The sequence below is a fragment of the Rhizorhabdus antheiae genome (genome assembly GCF_049889055.1).
In the GTDB taxonomy this organism is placed as follows: domain Bacteria; phylum Pseudomonadota; class Alphaproteobacteria; order Sphingomonadales; family Sphingomonadaceae; genus Rhizorhabdus.
This window is the reverse complement of record NZ_JBLTWO010000001.1, coordinates 888137-906718: the sequence shown is the minus strand read 5'-3', so window position 1 is coordinate 906718 and position 18582 is coordinate 888137. Positions and strand designations below refer to the sequence as shown.

Genomic DNA, 18582 nt, shown 5'->3' with positions numbered 1-18582 from the left:
GGCATCGAATGACCCCGCAACAGTTTCTCGGCAAATGGCGCAATGTCGAGCTCAAGGAGCGGTCGGCGTCGCAGAGCCATTTCAACGATCTCTGTGCCTTGCTGGGCGTGCTCGATCCGATCTCCGCCGATCCGAAGGGGGAATGGTTCGCGTTCGAAAAGGGCGCGACCAAGACCAGTGGTGGCGAGGGCTGGGCCGATGTCTGGCGCAAAGGCCACTTCGCCTGGGAATATAAGGGGCCACGCAAGGACCTCGACAAGGCCTTTGCCCAGCTGCTGCAATATGCGGTCGCGCTGGAGAATCCGCCGCTGCTGATCGTGTCCGACATGGACCGCATCCGCATCCACACCAACTGGACCAACACGGTGCAGGAGGTGCATGAATTCACGCTGGACGACCTGATCGACGGACAGGTTCGCGAGCGGCTGAAGCGGGCCTTCACCGATCCCGACGATTTCAAGCCCAGCAAGACGCGGCAGGCGCTGACCGAGGAAACCGCGCGCGAGTTCGCCGGCATCGCCCAGCGGCTGCGCGATCGCGGGCATGAACCGCACAAGGTCGCCCATTTCGTCAACCAGCTGGTCTTCTGCATGTTCGCCGAGGATGTCGGCCTGCTGCCCGACAATCTGTTCACCAAGATGCTCGACCTGTGCCGCACCGATGCGGACAGCTTCACCGACAATGCCAGCACCCTGTTCGGGGCGATGGCGAAGCAGGGGGGCAAGGTCGGCTTCACCCGGATCGACTGGTTCAACGGCGGGCTGTTCCAGGACGATGCCGCGCTGCCCGTGACGCGCGAGGATGTGGAGGAACTCTATCAGGCCGCCCAGCGCGACTGGTCGCAGATCGACCCCTCGATCCTGGGCACGCTGTTCGAGCGCGGGCTGGACCCGGCCAAGCGCAGCCAGCTCGGCGCGCATTATACCGACCGCGAAAAGATCATGATGATCGTGCAACCGGTGATCATCGACCCGCTGGAGGCCGAATGGGAAAAGGCGCTGGCGAAGATGACCGCGCTGGTCGAAAGCGCGCCGAAGCGCACCGCCGAACGGCTGCTGAGCCCGGCGGAGAAGCGCAAGGCGGAAAAGCTGCAGGCCGAGGCGCAGGCGATCCACAGCGCCTTCATCGAACGGCTGGTGAATTTCCGCGTGCTCGATCCGGCCTGCGGTTCGGGCAATTTCCTCTATGTCGCGTTGCGCGCGCTCAAGGATATCGAGCATCGCGCCAATCTGGACGCCGAGGCGCTGGGCCTGCCGCGCGGCTTTCCCCGCGTCGGGCCGGAATGCGTGCTGGGGATCGAACTCAACCCCTATGCCGCCGAACTGGCGCGGGTGAGCGTGTGGATCGGCGAAATCCAGTGGATGCGGCGCAACGGCTTCGATGCGGCGAAGAACCCGATCCTGCGCAATCTCGATACGATCGAGTGCCGCGATGCGGTGCTGGACGAAGCGACCGGCAAGCGGGCGCTATGGCCCGAGGCAGACGTGGTGGTGGGGAACCCACCGTTTCTGGGCGACAAAAAGATGATCGCCGAGCTTGGAGAGAATTACACGAGGGCGCTCCGTGCAGCATGGCCGCTTGTACCTGGTGGAGGGGACCTTGTCTGTTACTGGTTCGCTGCTGCGTGGGACCAGATGATTGCCGGAAAACTTGTCCGAGCTGGGTTGGTTTCGACCAACTCGATTCGGGGAGGTGCAAATCGGGAGGTTCTTCAACCCATCGCCGAGAGGAGCGGCATTTCTTCGGCTTGGAGTGATCAGCCTTGGACTGTTGAGGGTGCTTCGGTTCGAGTATCTATTATCTGCTTTGGCATTTATGAAATTAGTTCCAAGAAACTAGATGGAGAAATTGTAAATAATATCGGCTCTGACCTAAAATCTGGCAATTTTAACATAGCTAATATAAGTCAGATTCCGCAAAATAGTTCGACTGCTTCAAACGGGATATCGAAGAAGGGTTCGTTTGAGCTGCCCGGAAGTAAGGTGAGGGAATGGTTGTTTATGGGAGGAAATCCCAATAGTCGACCCAATTCAGATGTTCTTCAGCCTTGGTATAACGGACTGCACGTCGTTCGTCGCTGGTCAGATATGTGGATCGTGAATTTTGAGGACCGAGAGGAGTTCGAAGCCAGCTGTTATGAAGCACCCTTCGCCTATCTCAGGCACGTAGTTCAGCCCGAGAGAGCGCAAAGCAGAAATCCAGCAGAGCGTCGCAAGTGGTGGCAGCTTGCTAGGCGCGCTCCAGCACTGCGAACAAGGCTTGAGCGCCTAGAGCGTGCGATCGTCACACCGGAGGTAGCCAAGCATCGAGTATTTGCTTGGCTGCCAACCTCGATCCTGCCTGATAAGAATCTCGTCGTCGTATCGCGAGACGACGACACCAGCTTCGGCATCCTGCACTCGCGCTTCCATGAACTGTGGTCGCTGCGCATGGGCACCTCGCTGGAGGACCGGCCGCGTTACACCCCCTCCACGACCTTCGAGACCTTCCCCTTCCCCGAAGGCCTGACGCCCGACATCCCCGCCGCCGACTATGCCGACGATCCGCGCGCGCAGGCCATCGCCAGCGCGGCTGCGCGGCTCAACGAACTGCGGGAAAACTGGCTCAACCCGCCCGATCTGGTGGTGCGCGAGCCCGAGGTGGTGCCCGGCTATCCCGACCGCATCCTGCCCCGCGACGAGGCGGCGGCGAAGGAACTGGCGAAGCGGACGCTGACCAATCTCTACAATGCGCGCCCCGCCTGGCTCGACCATGCCCATCGCGCGCTCGATGAGGCGGTGGCCGAGGCCTATGGCTGGGGCGACGATTTTCGCGCCGGCACCCTGACCGACGACGAAATCCTCGCGCGGCTGTTCCGGCTGAATCAGGAGCGGGCGGGGGCCTGATCGGCGGCGGGGGCCGGTCCGCCGGGCATCGTGGCTTCCGCCCGCGTCACATGCCCCAGCAGCGCCTCGACCAGCGCGTCGGTCGCGAGGTCGGGTTCGAAATTGCCGCCTTCCTCGAGGGTGACGCAGACGATGTCCGGGCGCAGCGCCTGCAGCCGTTCGAGATAGGGGAAGAGCAGGTCGTCGCGCGCGGCGATCGCGGTCGTCGGGCAGGTGAGGGCGCGGTAGAGCGGTTCGGAGTCCAGCGCCCAGACCGCGCCATAGGCGTGGGGCCGCGCGGCCCAGGCGCGCAGCATGTCCTGCATCTCGCGGTGGAGCAGCGCGATGTCGCGGTCGGCGCCGCCCATGCGCAGATATTCCCAGTTCTGCAGCAGATAGGCGCCGCTGCGCACCGGCGGGAAGGGGCGGCCGAGCTTGCGGGCGAAGGCGGCCCGCTCCTCCGGGGTCAGCACGGCCGGGCCGATCAGCGCGGCGCTGGCGACCCGGTCGGCGTGGGTCGCCGCCAGCTGCAGCGCGATCGCCGCCCCCGTATGGTGCCCGACGAGATGGGCGCGATCGAGGCCCAGCACATCCATCGCCTCCGCCACCCAGCCGGCATAGCGGGCGATGTCCGGCGCCCCGTCCGGATCGAAGCTGCCGCCGAAGCCCGGCGTGTCGATCGCATGGAGCGGATGTGCCAGCGGCCAGGCGCGCATCACCCTCTCCCACATGGCGGAGGAACTGGCGGTCTGGTGGAGGAAGATGACCGGCGTTCCCTGCCCCGCGCGCTGCCGGAGATGCAACTGCCCTTCGGCCAGATCGGCATAGGCGCGGCGGATCGCCGGAGCAGGGCCTGGATCGGGGGCGGAAAGGTCGGTCATGCGAGGCGGCTCCGGGCGGGGCGGTGGTCGGCGAGGATCTTCTCGACCGCGACGACGATCCTCGGCTCGGCCTCGCGGATCATCTCGGTCGGGCCGGCGACCGAGAGGATCAGCGGGCGGGGATCGCCCTCCTGCCGCAGCGGCCAGGCGACGGCACCGACGCTGGCGATGTAGCGGCCATAGCCGACGCCATGGCCCTTCTCGCGGATCGCGGCGATCTCCTCGGCGACATGCGCCATGTCGGGGGTCTCGCGCTCTCCGGCGGGCAGCTTGCGCACGCGCTTGCCCAGTTCGGCGATCTCGCGGTCGCTGCGGCAGGACAGGGCGACCATGCCGATGATCGAACCGAACAGCGGCGCGCGCGAGCCCGGATCGATGTTCAGCGTCAGCGGGTTGCGCCCCGCCCGGACGCTCAGAAACTCCATCCACAGATCATTCTGGCCGACGATCGAGACGGTCTCGCCGGTCGCTTCGGCGACCTCGCGGATCAGGTCGTCGAGATGCCCCTGGACGAAGCGCGCCCCCACCCAGCGGCCGAGATTGGACAGGCGCAGCGTGGGCTCATAGCGGCGTTCGAGCGGATCGAGCGCGAGATAGCCGAGCTGCACCATCGTCTTGAGCAGCGCCAGCGTGCTCGACTGCGGCCATTGCAGCGCGCGTTCGATCGCGGTCGCCGTCAACGGGCGCTGTTCGGCCTCGAACAATTCGAGCACCGCGAACACCCGCGCGGCCGATTTGACGATGTCGTCACCGGCCATGACGCGGCTCCTTGCCCCAGCCGCCGGGCACGCCCTTGGCCGGAAAGCCATGGCTTTCGAGCAGTGCCGGAATCAATTTCGCGATCTCCCTTTCCGACGCGCGCACCTCGTCGACCGGACCGCCGATCGACAGGACCAGCACAGGCGCAGCCGGCTGGCGCTGCAGCGGCCAGCTCAGCACGCCGATATGAGGGATGAAGCGGCCATAGCCGGCGCTGAAGCCCTCCTGTCGGATGCGGCCGACATGCGCCAGCACCTCGTCCAGATCGTCGACGCGCTCGCCCAGCAGACTGGCCCGCCGGTTGACCCGCTCGGCCAGCCGCGCGATCTCGGCATCGCTCTTGGTCGACAAAGCGACGCGGCCCATGTTCGACTGGAACAGCGGCCCTTTGAGTCCCGGATTGATGTTCATGCGCAGCGGACGGCTGCCGGCCTCGACCAGCAGGAATTGCATCCGCAGGTCGTTCTGGGCGGAAATGGTGACGGTGTGCCCGGTCATCGCCGCGCAATCCTCGACCAGCGCATCGAGGTCGCGGCGTTCGTCGGCGCCGTCGATCCAGTCGCCGAGCCGCGCGACGCGGATCGTCGGCGAATAGCGGCGCTCGATCCGGTCGAAGGCGAGATAGCCGAGCGCGACCATGCTCTTGAGCAGGGCCAATGTGCTCGACTTGGGCCAGTCGAGCGCGCGTTCGATCTCGGTCGCGGTCATGCCGTCGCGCCTGCGGTCGAACAGTTCGAGGATCGCGAACACGCGCCCGACAGACTTGACGACATCGTCTCCGCTCATCCCCGCATCCGCCGTCCCGCCATGGTCGCTTCCCGGTCGAGCCAGGCCCTTTCATCTCACGCTACGGACAGGGGCGATTGCTGGTCAATGGAAGCAGAGATGAAATGTCCGAAAACATATATCTGTGCAACAGCCACGCGGCAGCGCTTCATCAGCGGTCAGCAATGCCATAAAACACAGAAATATGTTTTTGTGAAGCGCATCCATGATGACGTTGACCCGTCACGCAAGGGCAACCTAGCCTTGCATGCGAGGCGGATGCGCAGACTCCAGCGAACGGGTGCCCATGTCCGGATATATCGATATCGTATGCAACATCTTCACGCCGGAGGCCGTCCAGAAGGGCTGGACCGGTCTTGATGAGAATTTCAAGGAGCAGGTCCGCATGGATCCTGCCCTGCGTCCCGGCATCGCGATCGAGGACTATCTCCGCAAGATGGATGCGGCCGGGATCGAGCGCTCGCTGCTGATCGCGGTCCGTGCCGGCGACCTGCGCGTGCGCGGCAGCTTCGAGGTTCCCTATGAAGCGATAGCCGAGATCTGCGACCGCTATCCCGACCGCTTCTCCGGACTGGCCGGGGTCGATCCGACGCGCGGCATGCAGGGCCTGCGCGACCTGGAGCAGGGCGTGCGCGACTATGGCTTCGTGGGGGCGCACTGGTACCCGCACTGGTTCTCGATGCCGCCCAACGCGCCGCAGATTTATCCCTATTACGCCAAATGCTGCGAGCTCGACGTGCCGATCATGATGCAGGTCGGCCATAATCTGGTCTATTCCAAGGACCGCCGGCTGCCGTCGGTGGCGCAGCCGATCCTGCTCGACCAGGTCGCGATCGACTTTCCCGAGCTGACCCTCATCGGCATCCACATCGGCATCCCCTGGACCGACGAGATGATCTCGATGTGCTGGAAGCACGAGAATGTCTTCACCGCTGGCGACGCCTATGCGCCCAAGCACTGGCCGAAATCCTACGTCCATTATGCCAACAGCTATGGCAGCCATAAGGTGTTGTTCGGGACCGACTTCCCCGTGATCGATCCCGAACGCGCGGTGCGCGAGGTGAACGAGCTCGGTTTCCGGGCCGAGGCGCATGCGAAGCTGATGCGCGACAATGCGCTGCGCATCTTCACGAAGATTCCGCGATGACCGTAGGGGCAGCTCCACGCACCTACCCGGGGAACCCGGCGACCTTGCCGCCGGGTTTCCAGCCGATGACCTTCGGCAATGCGATCCGCGCGGCCTGCGCGCGCGATCCCGCCAAGCCGGCCATCATCTACGGCGATCAGGTTCGCAGCTATGGCGATCTGGTCCGGCGAAGCGACGCCCTGCGCGACGCGGCGATCGCCGATCTGGGCCTGTGCAAGGGGGACACGGCCGCGCTCCTCGCGCGCAACTGCATCGAATATCTGGAGGTCGTTTCGGGGCTGCCGGATGCCGGCGTCGGCGTCGCCACGATCAACCCCCGCCTGACCCCGGCGGAGATCAAGGTTGCGATCGAGGATTCGCGCGCCCGGCTCGTCATCTGCGACGAGCAGAGCATCGCGCTGGCCCGGGAAGCCGGTCTCGATCCGTCGGTGCGCCTGATCGCGCTGGGGCCGGACTATGAGGCGCTGCTCGCCTCGGCGGGCCGCCCCGCCGCCTATCCCCGGATCGAGGAATGGGACGTCTGGACCATTCCCTACACCTCCGGCACGACCGGGCAGCCCAAGGGCGTGTTGCTGTCGCACCGCTCGCGGATGCTGGTCGGGCTGATCTCGGGCTCCGAATTCGGCTGCTTCGGCTATGACGACAAATTTCTCGCCATGGCGCCGATGAACCATGGCGGGGGCCTCGGCTTTCCGGCGGCGTCGCTTGCCAGCGGCGGAACGGTCGAGATCCTCGATCGCTACAACCCGCTCGAGACGCTCGATCGGCTCAAACATGGCGGCATCACCGGCGTGTTCATGGTGCCGACCCATTTCCAGATGATCTTCGAGCTGCCGCCCGAGGTCACCGATCCCTATCGGCGGCCGCCGATCCGGACGATCATTTCCAACGCAGCCCCGCTGCCGCAGGCGATGAAGGAGAAGATCATCCCCTGGTTCGGGGAAGGCATTCTCCACGAAATCTATGCGTCGACCGAGGCGGGGCTGGTCTGCAACATGCGACCGGCCTGGCATCTCTCCAAGGAACGCTGCGTGGGCACGCCCATCCCCCATGTCGCGGTCGAGATCCGCCGCGAGGACGGCAGCGTCTGCGACGTGGACGAGGTCGGCGAACTGTTCAGCCGCTCGCCCATGCACTTCAACGGCTATTGGCACCGCGAGGAAGAGACCGCCGCGGCGATCCAGGGCGACTGGGTGACCGTGGGCGACATGGCCCGGCGCGACACCGACGGCTTCCTCTATATCGTCGACCGCAAGAAGGACATGGTGATCTCCGGCGGGGTCAACATCTACCCGCGCGAGATAGAGGAAGTGCTGGTCCGCCACCCCGCGATCGTCGAGGTCGCGGTGGTCGGCATGCCCGACGAACGCTGGGGCGAGACGCTCAAGGTCTTCGCCGCGCTGCGCGAGGGGATGACGCTGACGGTCGAGGAGATCGGCGACTTCTGCGCGGGCAAGCTGACGGCCTACAAGATTCCCAGGGCGCTGGAGATCGTCGATGCCCTGCCGCGCAACGCCAATGGCAAGGTGCTGAAGCGCGAATTGCGCGAACTGCGCGATAGCCCGGTCGCGGCAGCCTGACGACGATGTCCCGCCAACCATCGATCCTCGGGAGATAAACGATGGTGAGGACCGACGACTCCGCCCCCGCACTCGACCAGCGTTATGGCTGGTACGCGGTTTCGGTCCTGATTCTCGCCTACACCCTGTCCTATGTCGACCGGCAGATCCTGACGCTGATGGTCGAGCCGATCAAGGCATCGCTGCAGATCAGCGACGTCCAGATCAGCCTGCTCCACGGCCTTGCCTTCGCGGTCTTCTACACGCTGCTCGGACTGCCCATCGGCCGGCTGGCCGATCGCTATCGCCGCGTCACGATCATCTCGGTCGGCGTCTTCGTGTGGAGCGCCATGACGGCGCTGTGCGGGCTCGCGCGCAATTTCGGTCAGCTGTTCGCCGCGCGGGTCGGCGTGGGGGTGGGCGAGGCGGCGCTGTCGCCGGCAGCCTATTCGATGATCGCCGACTATTTCGACCGCAGGACGCTGCCCAAGGCGATGTCGGTCTATACCGGAGCCATCTATCTGGGCGCGGGGCTGGCGTTGATTGCGGGAGGCACGCTGGTGGGCCTCGTGCCGCCGATCGACCTGCCCCATGTCGGCCATCTGGAATCCTGGCAGACGGTATTCCTGATCGTCGGCGCTCCCGGTGTCCTCGTCAGCCTGCTGGTGGCGACGCTGCGCGAGCCGGTCAGGCGCGGCGTCGATCCCGCCAAGGCCGACTTTCCGAGCATCGGCGAACTCTTCGCCTATCTGGGCGCGCACCGGTCCAGCTTCGCGCTGCTGATCCTCGGCTTCGCCGCCTCCAGCCTGATGTGGAACGGCGCAACCGCCTGGATCGCGACCTTCTTCATCCGCCATTTCGGCTTCACCGCGCCGCAGATCGGGCTTGCCTTCGGCCTCATCCTGCTCGTCGTGGGCAGCGCCAGCATCATGGTCGGCGGCTGGCTCTCCGGCATTCTGCACGCCCGTGGAATGGCCGACGCCAATGTCGTCGTCACGGTGGGGGCCGCCTGCATCGCGGTCCCGTTCGGCGTGGTCGCGCCGCTCATGGCCGACCCGGACCTGTCGCTGCTCCTGTTCGCGCTGTTCGTCGTCGGTGGAGCCATGCCCTATGGCTGCGCCGGGGCCGCCCTTCAGGACATTACGCCGAACCGGATGCGGGGGCAGGTCACGGCGATCTACTTCCTCGGTTTGAATCTGGCCGGCATCGGCCTCGGCCCGACGGTCGTCGCGCTCTTCACGGAAAAGCTGTTCGGCGGCCCGGGCTTCGTCGGGCTCGGCCTCGCGCTGACGATCGGTCTCGCGGGCACGCTGTCGGCCGTGCTGCTCACCGCCGCACGGCGACCTTATCGCCGCTCATTAACGTCCATCGAACAAGGACGGGATGCCGCCGGGTAGAGGACAAATTTCGGGAACAAGGGGAATATCGTGACAAACAAGGCCAAGCTCGCCACGCTGTGTGGCTTTCTGTCAGCGTCGATCCTGCTCGCGTCCGCAGCGCAGGCGCAGGAGCAGCAACCCCAGGAAGAGGGCCTCGGCGACATCGTCGTCACCGCGCAGCGCCGCTCCGAAAGCCTGCAGCGGACCGCCGTCTCGGTCACCGCGATCGACGCTGCCGCGCTCGATCGCCAGCAGATCACCGACACCAAGCAGATCGTGTTCAATGCCCCCAATCTGACCGGCAACAACAATGTCGGACAGAACACCGCGACGACCTTCTTCATCCGCGGCGTCGGCACCACCGAAAATCTGGCGACGGCGGACACCAGCGTCGGCCTCTATGTCGACGACGTCTATATCTCGCGCCAGGCGGTGAACAATTTCTCGCTGTTCGACGTCGAGCGGATCGAGGTTCTGCGCGGGCCGCAGGGCACGCTTTATGGACGCAACACCAATGGCGGCGCGATCAAGATCGTGCCCAAGGCGCCCGATTCCAAGACCGCCTTCGCGCTGTCGGGCTCCTATGGCAATTATGATCGGTGGGAAGGGCGGCTGTCGGCCAATGTGCCGCTGAGCGACCGCATCTTCGTCCGCGCCAATCTGCTCGTGCAGCAGGGCAATGGCTATATCTACAACCGCACCCTCGACAAGAAGGTCAACGATCAGGACTATGCCGGTGGCCGCATCGCGGTACGCGCACTGCTCACCGACAGCCTGACCTTCGACTATGCGTTCGACTATGGCCGCGACAAGACCAATGGCGGCTATGCCTCGGACATCGCCGGATCGCTGCGCCCCTCGACGGGGGACCTGTTCACCGTCGTGTCCGGCACCGACGCCAGTGGCTATGCGCGCGGCATGGGGCATTCGGGCAAATTGTCCTGGGACGTCAACGACGATATCTCGGTGGAATCGATCACCGCCTGGCGCTCGACCAAGCAGAATCTGCTCCTCGACCTCTCCGACCAGCCCATCCCGCTCTATGTGCTCGACCAGAAGCAGCTTGCTCACCAGTTCAGCGAGGAGATCAAGGTCAATGCGACCTTGACCGACGCGCTGAAGCTGACCGCCGGCTTCTTCTATTTCGACGAGAACATCGACGCTGATGTCACCGACACGACGCGGAGCGCTCCCACTGCTGCGCAGAGCATCTTCCGGAAGGTTTTCACGGTGGATGTGAAAAGCTGGGCGGCGTTCGGCCAGCTCGAATATGCGGTGCTCGACAACGTCAAGCTCGTGGCCGCCGGGCGCTACACGCATGAGAATCGCGAGCTGACGGTGACCCAGACGAGCAATCTGGCGGGCCCTCTGTTCAACTACACCACCGCCGATCTTCTGACCCGCGCTGCTGCCGGGCAGAATTTCGGCAATGACCGCACCTTCAACAAGTTTACGCCGAAGATCGGGATCGACTGGACGGTCAACGACGATCTGTTCGCCTATGCGTCCTGGACGAAGGGCTTCCGGTCGGGCGGCTGGACCGGACGTGCGCTGCGCGCCGACCAATATATCGATTTCGAGCCCGAAGAGGTCGAGAGCTGGGAAGCCGGCACGAAAGTCAGCCTGTTCGATCGCAAGGTGCGGTGGAACAGCTCTGCTTTCTACATGAACTACACCAATCTCTTCAACACGTTGACGGTCAACGGTGCCTTCACCGCGCAGCTGGCCGACGCCCGCATCTATGGTCTGGAGAGCGAACTCACGGTCCGCGCGGCGCCGTGGCTCGACCTGTTCGCCAATGTCGGCCTGCTGAACGCGCGCTACAAGGGCAACCGGCCGGTCAATCTGGCCGACAAGCTGCAGCGCGCGCCCTCTTTCCAGGGCAAGGCCGGCTTCTCCGTCGACAAGCCGCTGGGCGCCGGCAGCCTGCTGGTCAATGGCGACATTTTCTACACGTCGCACTATCTCGTGACGCCGGCCAACCTCGCCTTCACTGCGCCGCTCGTGCCGGTCGACAGCAACCGCAGCGGAGACTTTGCCCTCGTGAACGCCTCGGTCGGCTATCGCTGGGGCGCGGACGACAATTACCAGCTGACCCTATCCTGCTCGAACTGCCTCAATCGGGAGTATTTCGACGCCCAGACGGTGATCGGCCGCTATGCGGCGGCCTATGCGGGCGCGCCGCGCTTCTACCGGCTCACCGGCACGGTGAAGTTCTGATGTACATCGGCGGTCGGGATCATGAGGTGCGTCTCTGTGAAAACGAGACGCGACCGGCATGACCTCGACCGCCGTCGACATTTTTCTGGCCGACCTTTCCGCCATGGTCGACGGTATCGCGATTGCGCAGGATGGCGCGACGCGGACGTTGTTCGGCCAGGATGTCTTCTACCAGGGCGAGCCGGTTGCGGCGGTCGTCCATCCGGCGGCGACCGATCATGTCCAGGCGATCGTCCGGCTCGCGCAGCAGCACTCGGTCGGCCTTGTCCTGCGCGGCGGTGGCATGAGCTATTCCGCAGGCTATCTGGCGGACAGGCCCGATGAGGCGGTTGCCCTCGACCTGCGCGGCATGAACCGCATCGTCGAGGTAAACCCCGACGACATGTATGTCGTTGTCGAGCCCGGCTGCACCTGGGCGCAACTCCACGATCATCTCGCGCCGATGGGGCTGCGCTCGCGCTTCTGGGGATCGCTGTCCGGCCGGCGCGCAACGGTGGGCGGCGGGGTCAGCCAGAATGCGATCTTCTGGGGCTCGGGGTGCGCAGGCAGCGCGGTAGACGCCGTGATCGGACTGGAGGTGGTCACCGGCAAGGGCGAGGTCGTGCGGACAGGTAGCCTGGCGGTTGCCGAATCCAACGGCTTTTCGCGCCACTTCGGTCCCGACCTGACCGGGCTGTTCACCTCGGACTGCGGCCGTCTGGGGATCAAGACCGCGATCGTCCTCCGGCTGGAACGGGTGCCGGCGATCAGGGAGGGGCTGTCCTTCACGGCGCCCAACGCGGAGTCCCTGATGGCAGCGCTCGGCGATCTGGCGCGCGAAGGGCTGGCGGCGCAGCAGATGGGCCTCGACGAACGCCTGAAGAATGCCCGGCTCGCTTCGACGGGGCTGCGCGATCGCCTCGCCATCGCGCGGCAGCTGGTGCGCGGGACCAGCCCTCTGCGGGCGCTCGGCCAGCTGGCGTCGATGGCCATGGCGGGGGACGGCTTTCTCGACGGCCACCCCTTCTCGCTTCATGTTTTCGCCGAAGCGGAGGGGCCGCGCGAGGCAAAGGAGCGGCAGGCCCGCATTCGTGCGATTTGCCGACGCCATCGGTGTCGCGAAGTCGCAGCCTCGGTTCCCCGCGCGATGTCGGCCGAGCCCTTTCCGGCGCTCAATGGCGTCACCGGGCCGAAAGGCGAACGATGGGTCCCGGTTCACTGCATCCTGCCGCTGTCGCGAGCGGTTGCCGGGCACGCGGCGCTGGAGGCCGTGTTCGACCGTCATGCGGCGGCGATGCAGGCTGCGGGCATCGTTCACTCCTGGCTGTTCACCACCGTCGGCAACCACGCCATGGTGATCGAGCCGATGTTCTTCTGGCCCGACAGCCTGCAACCGCTGCACATCGACGCGATCGGGCAGAAGCGTGCTGCGCGCTTCGCTGGGGCGGCAGACGCCCCGGAAACGCGGGCGCTGGTCGCCCGGATACGACAGGAGGCGGTCGAAGCCGTCGATGCGGTCGGGGCGCTGCATATGCAACTGGGCGCTTTCTACCCCTATCGCAGCCGGATCGACGACGGTGCCGTTGGCCTTCTCGACGCTGTCCTCGCCCATGTCGACCCGCAAGGGAGGATGAACCCGCAGCTTCTCGCCAAGTGAGACGCGACCGGCAAGTGATACTGACAGGTGTGGTATAACATTACATTGACAAGCGATGGGGCCGTTGGGAAGAAGCGGCATGACCGACGCTCCTTCGCCCGACGCCCCGATCCAGTTGACCGACATCGTGCTGCGGAGGGAGGCCCGCCCTGTGCTGTCGCGCTTGTCGCTGCAGGTGGCGGCTGGGGAAATCTATGCGCTGCTCGGGGGTAATGGTGCGGGCAAGTCGACGACCTTGTCGGTGCTGCTTGGCTTCCTGCGTCCCGAGGCGGGCAGCGCGCGCGTGGCGGGTGTCGATCCGGTGGCGGACCCCGACGCCGCACGGCGCAAGATCGCCTATCTGCCGGAAAATGTCGCGCTCTACGACCAGCTGTCGGCGCATGAGAATATCGCCTATTTCATGGCTCTGGCCGGCCGCCAGCCTTCGGCCGCCGAGATCGATGCGGCGCTCGATGCGGCCGGGCTGCAGGGCGAGGCGCGTCACCGCCGCGTCGCCGGCTTCTCCAAGGGGATGCGGCAGAAGGTGGCGATCGCGATGGCGGTCCTCCGCGATGTCCCCGTGCTGCTGCTCGACGAACCGACCAGCGGGCTCGATCCGCGCGCGACCGCCGATTTCAACGCGCTGATCGGGCGCCTGCGGGCGCGGGGAACCGCGATCCTGATGGTCACCCACGATCTGCTCGGAGCGGCGGACTGCGCCGACCGGATCGGTTTCCTCGCCGACGGCCATATCGTCGAGGAGGTTCGCCCTGCCGACGGTATCGATGTCATGGCGCTCCATCACCGCTATGGCGAGGCCGCCGCTGCATGAACCGCGTGCTGTTGATCGCGCGGAACGAGGGGCGGCTGATGCGGCGCAACCGCGTGGCGCAGCTGGCCATCCTGATGCTTCTGTTGCTGTCGGTCGTGGCCACGCTGACCTCGGTCGCGCATCGCGATGCAAGCGCTGCGCTGCGGGCGCGCTTTCAGGCGCAGGCGGATCGCGCCTTCGACGGCCAGCCCGCCCGGCATCCGCACCGCATGGTTCATTATGGCCATTTCGTCTTCCGCCCGCTGCCACCGCTCGCGGCGTTCGATCCGGGCGTCGATCCCTTCACGGGCAGCACGATCTTCCTCGAGGGACATCGCCAGAACAGCGCCAATTTCGGCGATGTGCGCCAGTCGTCGCTGCTCGCCCGCTTCGGCTCCCTGACCCCCGCCTTCGTGCTCCAGGTCCTGGCACCGCTCGTCCTGATCTTCGTCGGCTTCGGCGCGGTCGCGCGCGAACGGGAGCAGGGGACGCTGCGGGTACTCAAGGCGCATGGCACCACGACCGGCGCGCTGGTCGCCGGCAAGGTGCTGGCGCTCGGCACGATCGCCGGCCTGATGCTTGTGCCGGCGCTGCTGTCGCTGGCCTGGCTGGTGGCGGTCGAAGCGGCCGCTCCCGCCGCAGCTCTTGCCCTGGGCCTTGGCTATGCCGCCTATCTTCTGCTGTGGACGGTGGGGATCGTCGCGGCCTCCAGCGCGGTACGCAGCGCGCGTTCGGCGCTGATGACGCTGCTCGGCCTGTGGGCGTTCGCGATCATATTGGTGCCGCGTGTCGCGCCCGACATGGCGCTGGCGGCCGTTCCCTCGCCGACCCGGCTGGAAACGGACATCGCCATCCACCGCGATCTGCGGCGCATCGGCGACAGCCATGATCCCGACGATCCCCATTTCAAGGCCTTCAAGGCCGACGTGCTGCGTCGCTACGGCGTGGAAAAGATCGAGCAATTGCCGGTCAATTATCGCGGACTGCTGGCGATGGAGGGGGAGCGTCTGACATCTGGCCTGTTCGACGCCTATGCGCGCGCTCAGTTCGAAGGCGAGCGCGACCAGGGGAGGATCGTCTCGGCCTTCGGCCTGCTCAGCCCGACGATCGCGCTGCGCAGCCTGTCGATGGCGCTGGCGGGCACAGATCTGGAGGCGCACCGCCGCTTCCTTCAGCAGGCCGAAGCCTATCGCTACGGGATCGTCCAGCAGCTCAACCGGCTGCAGGCTGAGGCGGTGACCTATGCCGATGACGGCAGCCGCAATTCCGATCCCGAGGCGGGGCGCCGGGTGCGCATCGATCCGCGCCACTGGCACGACATTCCCGACTTCGCCTATCGCGGGCCGAGCCTGCGCGAACGCCTGATGGCGGCGGGACCGGGTACGGCAGTGCTGCTGGTCTGGACGCTCCTCGTCGGACTGGCGTTGCGCGTGGCGATGCGGCGGCTGGGGAGGGCGTCCTGATGTCGCTCTGGCGTCACGAACTGCGCCTGTTCCTGCGCCAACCGGTCGCGCTGCCGACCCTGGTGCTGATGCTCCTCCTGTCGGCGGCCAGCGTCTGGGCTGGCATGAGCGAGGTCGCCCGGCAAAGCGAGACGATCGTCCGCATCCAGCCGCTACAGGCCGAGGACGAGGCCGCCATCGCCGCCTGGGTGCCCGCGCGCGGCGATGCCGGGGATGCCGCTTATTACAGCTTCCACCCGACCTGGGACGCGCCGTCGACCCTTGCCTTCGCGGCGTTGGGCCAGCGCGATATCGCGCCCTATATCCTGCGCATCCGTTCCCTCGCGCTCGAGGGGCAGATTCACGAGAGCGAGAATTACAACGCCGAGCTGGCACTGCCGGGGCGGTTCGACTGGGCTTTCGTGCTCGTCTATCTGGCGCCGCTGTTCCTGATCCTGCTGCTCCACGACCTGTTTTCCGGCGAAGGGGAGGCGGGACGGCACCAGTTTCTGACCGTCATGGCGCGGTCGTCACGCGGGCTGTGGGCCCGGCGCGTGCTGCTGCGCGTCGGCCTGCTGTGCGTGACGCTGCTGCTGCCTTTCGCGGTCGGCGCGCTGTTGTCGGGAAGCGGCCTTCCCGCGCTCGCGGTCGCCGGCGTTGCGGCGCTCTATCTGCTGCTGTGGACGGCGATCTGCGTCGGCGTGGCACGCGCCGGTCGCCGCTCGCTCGCCAATGCGGCCTCGCTCGCCGCACTTTGGTTGTTCCTGACCCTCGTAGCGCCGGGGCTCGCGCTGCTCGCGATCAACGGCGCGATCCCGGTGCGGCAGGGCGTGGAGCTGACCCTTGCCCAGCGCGAGGCCGTCCATGCCGGCTGGGACAAGCCCAAGGCCGCGACGATGGACGCCTTCTTCCGCTACCACCCCGAATGGCGGAACACCCCGCCGGTGGAGGGCGGCTTCCACTGGAAATGGTATCATGCCTTCCAGCATCTCGGAGACCGCAGCGTTGCCGATCAGGCCGCCGCCTATCGCGAAGGGCTCAAGGCACGCGATCGCTGGACCCGGCGCATCGGCTATGTGCTTCCCGCCGTGGGGGCGCAGGTTGCGATCCACCGCCTGGCGCTAACCGACCTGGAGGCGCAACAGGCCTATCAGGATCGTATCCGCGCCTATCATGACCGGCTGCGGCGCTTCTACTATCCCTATATCTTCGAGGACCGCCCGTTCACCGTGGAGGATTTCGCCCGCGCGCCGCGCTGGCCGGACGCTCCTGCTCCTTAGGGCAGCAGGACCGGCTCTGCCTGGCCCGCCTGCCGCTCGAACAACCGCCGATACTGGCCATCGGGGATCGCCAGCAGGCGGTCATGCGGGCCGTCCTCGACGATCCGACCCTGGTCGAACACCAGGATGCGGTCGAGCGCACGGACCGTCGACAGGCGGTGGGCGATGACGATCGCGGTGCGGCCAACCATCAGCCGCTCCATCGCCTGCTGGATCGCCGCCTCCGATTCCGAATCCAGGCTCGAGGTCGCCTCGTCGAGGATCAGGATCGGGGCATCCGCGAGAAAGGCGCGCGCGATCGCGACCCGCTGGCGTTCGCCGCCCGACAGCTTGACCCCGCGCTCGCCGACCAGCGTCGCATAGCCCTTCGGCAGCCGCTCGATGAAGCCATGCGCATTGGCGAGGCGGGCGGCCGCCTCGATTTCGGCCTGGGTCGCGCCGGGGCGACCATAGCCGATATTCTCGGCGAGCGAGCGGTGGAACAGCACCGGCTCCTGCGGGACGATCGCGACCTGCCGACGCAGCGACTCCTGCGTGAAGTCGGCGATATCCTGACCGTCGATCGCAATCCCGCCGCTCTCGATGTCGTAGAGCCGCTGGATCAGCTTCACGAAGCTGGTCTTGCCCGAACCCGACGGGCCGACCAGGCCGACGCGTTCGCCCGCCGCGATCGACACATCGAGTCCGTCGTAGAGCGCGCCTGTCTGGCCGGCATAGCGGAAGCGGACCGCGTCGAAGCGGATGGCGCCGGCCGTGACCTCGAGCGGCCTTGCGTCGGGTGCATCGACGACGGCGGGCGGCTCCGCATGCAATTGTACCAGCTCCTCCATCTCGTTCACCGAGCGCTGGAGCATGTGCACATGCTGACCGACGTCGCGCAGATAGCCATGGACGAGCAGATAGCTGGTCAGGATGAAGGCAACGTCGCCTGCGCTCGCAAGGCCGGCCTGCCACAGCCACAGCGCCCCGCCCGTGACGCCCAGGCGGATCAGCCAGAGCAGCGCCAGCTGCCCGCTGCCGGCCCAGGTGAAGGCGACCCATGATCGCCAGGTCCGGCGATGCCATTTGTCGACCGTGCGGGCGAGCCGCGCATCCTCGCGTGCCTCGCCGCCGAACGCCTTGACGACGGCATTGGCGCCGATCGCGTCGGACAGCACCCCGCCCAGCTTCGTGTCCCACTGGTTCGACAGCCGTGCGATCGGCGCGAGGACGCGCGTCGCGAGGCCGAAGGTCACCGCGACATAGGCAAAGGCGCCGAGCGCCATGCCCAGCCCGAGCAGCGGCCAGTCGAGGCCGAGCAGCACGACGGTGCCCGCCAGCACGGTCAGTGATGGCAGCAGCGACAGGAGCAGCACGTCGTTGAGCGTGTCGAGCGCCCACATGCCCCGGCTGATCCGCCGCACGGTCGATCCGGCAAAGCTGTTGGCGTGCCAGTCGGTCGACAGCCGCTGGACGCGCGCGAACGCTTCCTGCGCCACGTCGCGCATCATGCCGAGGGTCAGCGGGATGATCGCCCACCAGCCGAGATGGCGCAGCAGGACCATGGCGAGCCCAAGCGCCGACATGATCGCGAAGGCGTGGATCGCAGCGGCGCGATCCCCCGCACCCACGGCGTCGATCAGCCGACCGGCGAGCATCGGCACGAAGATCTCGGTCATCGTCCCGGCAATCATCGCCAGCGTGCACACAGCCACGATCAGCGGGCGGCGCATCCAGTGCCGGAAGGTGAAGCCGAGAACGTTGCGCAGCACATTGGCGCGCGGGAAGAGGTCGTCACTGTCGTCCATGATGCTGTTCGCGCCTGAGGGCGCGGCTCCGATATCAGAAAAGGAAAGGCGG

General features: G+C 66.3%; 13 protein-coding genes. 9 read left to right on the top strand and 4 right to left on the bottom strand.

Annotation, left to right across the window (positions count from 1 at the left end):
• The first annotated feature begins 8 nt into the window (after positions 1–8).
• Positions 9–2885 (top strand): class I SAM-dependent DNA methyltransferase, encoded by a 2877-nt coding sequence (locus ACNI3R_RS04210; RefSeq protein WP_426180186.1) that lies wholly within the window; start codon positions 9–11, stop codon positions 2883–2885.
• Here ACNI3R_RS04210 and ACNI3R_RS04205 read toward each other — a convergent pair.
• The 3 genes from ACNI3R_RS04205 to ACNI3R_RS04195 are packed head-to-tail and all read right to left on the bottom strand — an operon-like array spanning position 2864 to position 5290.
• Positions 2864–3745, bottom strand: coding sequence for an alpha/beta fold hydrolase (locus ACNI3R_RS04205; protein ID WP_426180184.1), 882 nt, complete (start codon positions 3743–3745; stop codon positions 2864–2866). The genes ACNI3R_RS04210 and ACNI3R_RS04205 overlap by 22 nt on opposite strands.
• Positions 3742–4503 carry an IclR family transcriptional regulator gene (locus ACNI3R_RS04200; RefSeq protein ID WP_426180183.1) on the bottom strand — a complete coding sequence of 254 codons (762 nt, stop codon included), beginning with the start codon at positions 4501–4503 and terminating at the stop codon, positions 3742–3744. Before ACNI3R_RS04200 ends, ACNI3R_RS04205 begins: the two co-directional genes overlap by 4 nt.
• Complete coding sequence (locus ACNI3R_RS04195) at positions 4493–5290, bottom strand: IclR family transcriptional regulator (RefSeq protein ID WP_426180181.1); 798 nt, start codon at positions 5288–5290, stop codon at positions 4493–4495. The genes ACNI3R_RS04200 and ACNI3R_RS04195 overlap by 11 nt, the downstream gene beginning before the upstream one ends.
• A 286-nt stretch (positions 5291–5576) precedes the next feature.
• Between ACNI3R_RS04195 and ACNI3R_RS04190 the strand changes: the two genes are divergently transcribed.
• The 8 genes from ACNI3R_RS04190 (at position 5577) to ACNI3R_RS04155 (ending at position 16743) form a co-directional block, all read left to right on the top strand.
• Positions 5577–6437, top strand: a complete 861-nt coding sequence (locus ACNI3R_RS04190) for an amidohydrolase family protein (protein WP_426180179.1) — start codon at positions 5577–5579, stop codon at positions 6435–6437.
• The gene (locus tag ACNI3R_RS04185; RefSeq protein WP_426180177.1) at positions 6434–8017 is read left to right on the top strand and encodes a class I adenylate-forming enzyme family protein; all 1584 of its coding nucleotides are present in this window, start codon (positions 6434–6436) and stop codon (positions 8015–8017) included. The genes ACNI3R_RS04190 and ACNI3R_RS04185 overlap by 4 nt, the downstream gene beginning before the upstream one ends.
• A 41-nt stretch (positions 8018–8058) precedes the next feature.
• Positions 8059–9393: a spinster family MFS transporter gene (locus ACNI3R_RS04180; RefSeq protein ID WP_426180175.1), complete on the top strand. Its 1335-nt coding sequence runs from the start codon at positions 8059–8061 to the stop codon at positions 9391–9393.
• 30 nt (positions 9394–9423) lie between these two features.
• On the top strand, positions 9424–11595 hold the full coding sequence (locus ACNI3R_RS04175) for a TonB-dependent receptor (protein ID WP_426180174.1): 2172 nt from the start codon (positions 9424–9426) through the stop codon (positions 11593–11595).
• A 58-nt stretch (positions 11596–11653) separates the two neighbouring features.
• Positions 11654–13231 carry an FAD-binding oxidoreductase gene (locus ACNI3R_RS04170; RefSeq protein ID WP_426180173.1) on the top strand — a complete coding sequence of 526 codons (1578 nt, stop codon included), beginning with the start codon at positions 11654–11656 and terminating at the stop codon, positions 13229–13231.
• A 79-nt stretch (positions 13232–13310) separates the two neighbouring features.
• The gene (locus tag ACNI3R_RS04165) at positions 13311–14042 is read left to right on the top strand and encodes an ABC transporter ATP-binding protein (RefSeq protein WP_426180171.1); all 732 of its coding nucleotides are present in this window, start codon (positions 13311–13313) and stop codon (positions 14040–14042) included.
• Positions 14039–15484: an ABC transporter permease gene (locus ACNI3R_RS04160; RefSeq protein ID WP_426180170.1), complete on the top strand. Its 1446-nt coding sequence runs from the start codon at positions 14039–14041 to the stop codon at positions 15482–15484. Before ACNI3R_RS04165 ends, ACNI3R_RS04160 begins: the two co-directional genes overlap by 4 nt.
• Complete coding sequence (locus ACNI3R_RS04155; RefSeq protein WP_426180168.1) at positions 15484–16743, top strand: DUF3526 domain-containing protein; 1260 nt, start codon at positions 15484–15486, stop codon at positions 16741–16743. Before ACNI3R_RS04160 ends, ACNI3R_RS04155 begins: the two co-directional genes overlap by 1 nt.
• Here the strand turns inward: ACNI3R_RS04155 and ACNI3R_RS04150 are convergent.
• On the bottom strand, positions 16740–18530 hold the full coding sequence (locus tag ACNI3R_RS04150) for an ABC transporter ATP-binding protein (RefSeq protein WP_426180166.1): 1791 nt from the start codon (positions 18528–18530) through the stop codon (positions 16740–16742). The two genes, ACNI3R_RS04155 and ACNI3R_RS04150, sit on opposite strands and share 4 nt — an antisense overlap.
• Between the last annotated feature and the right edge of the window lie 52 nt (positions 18531–18582).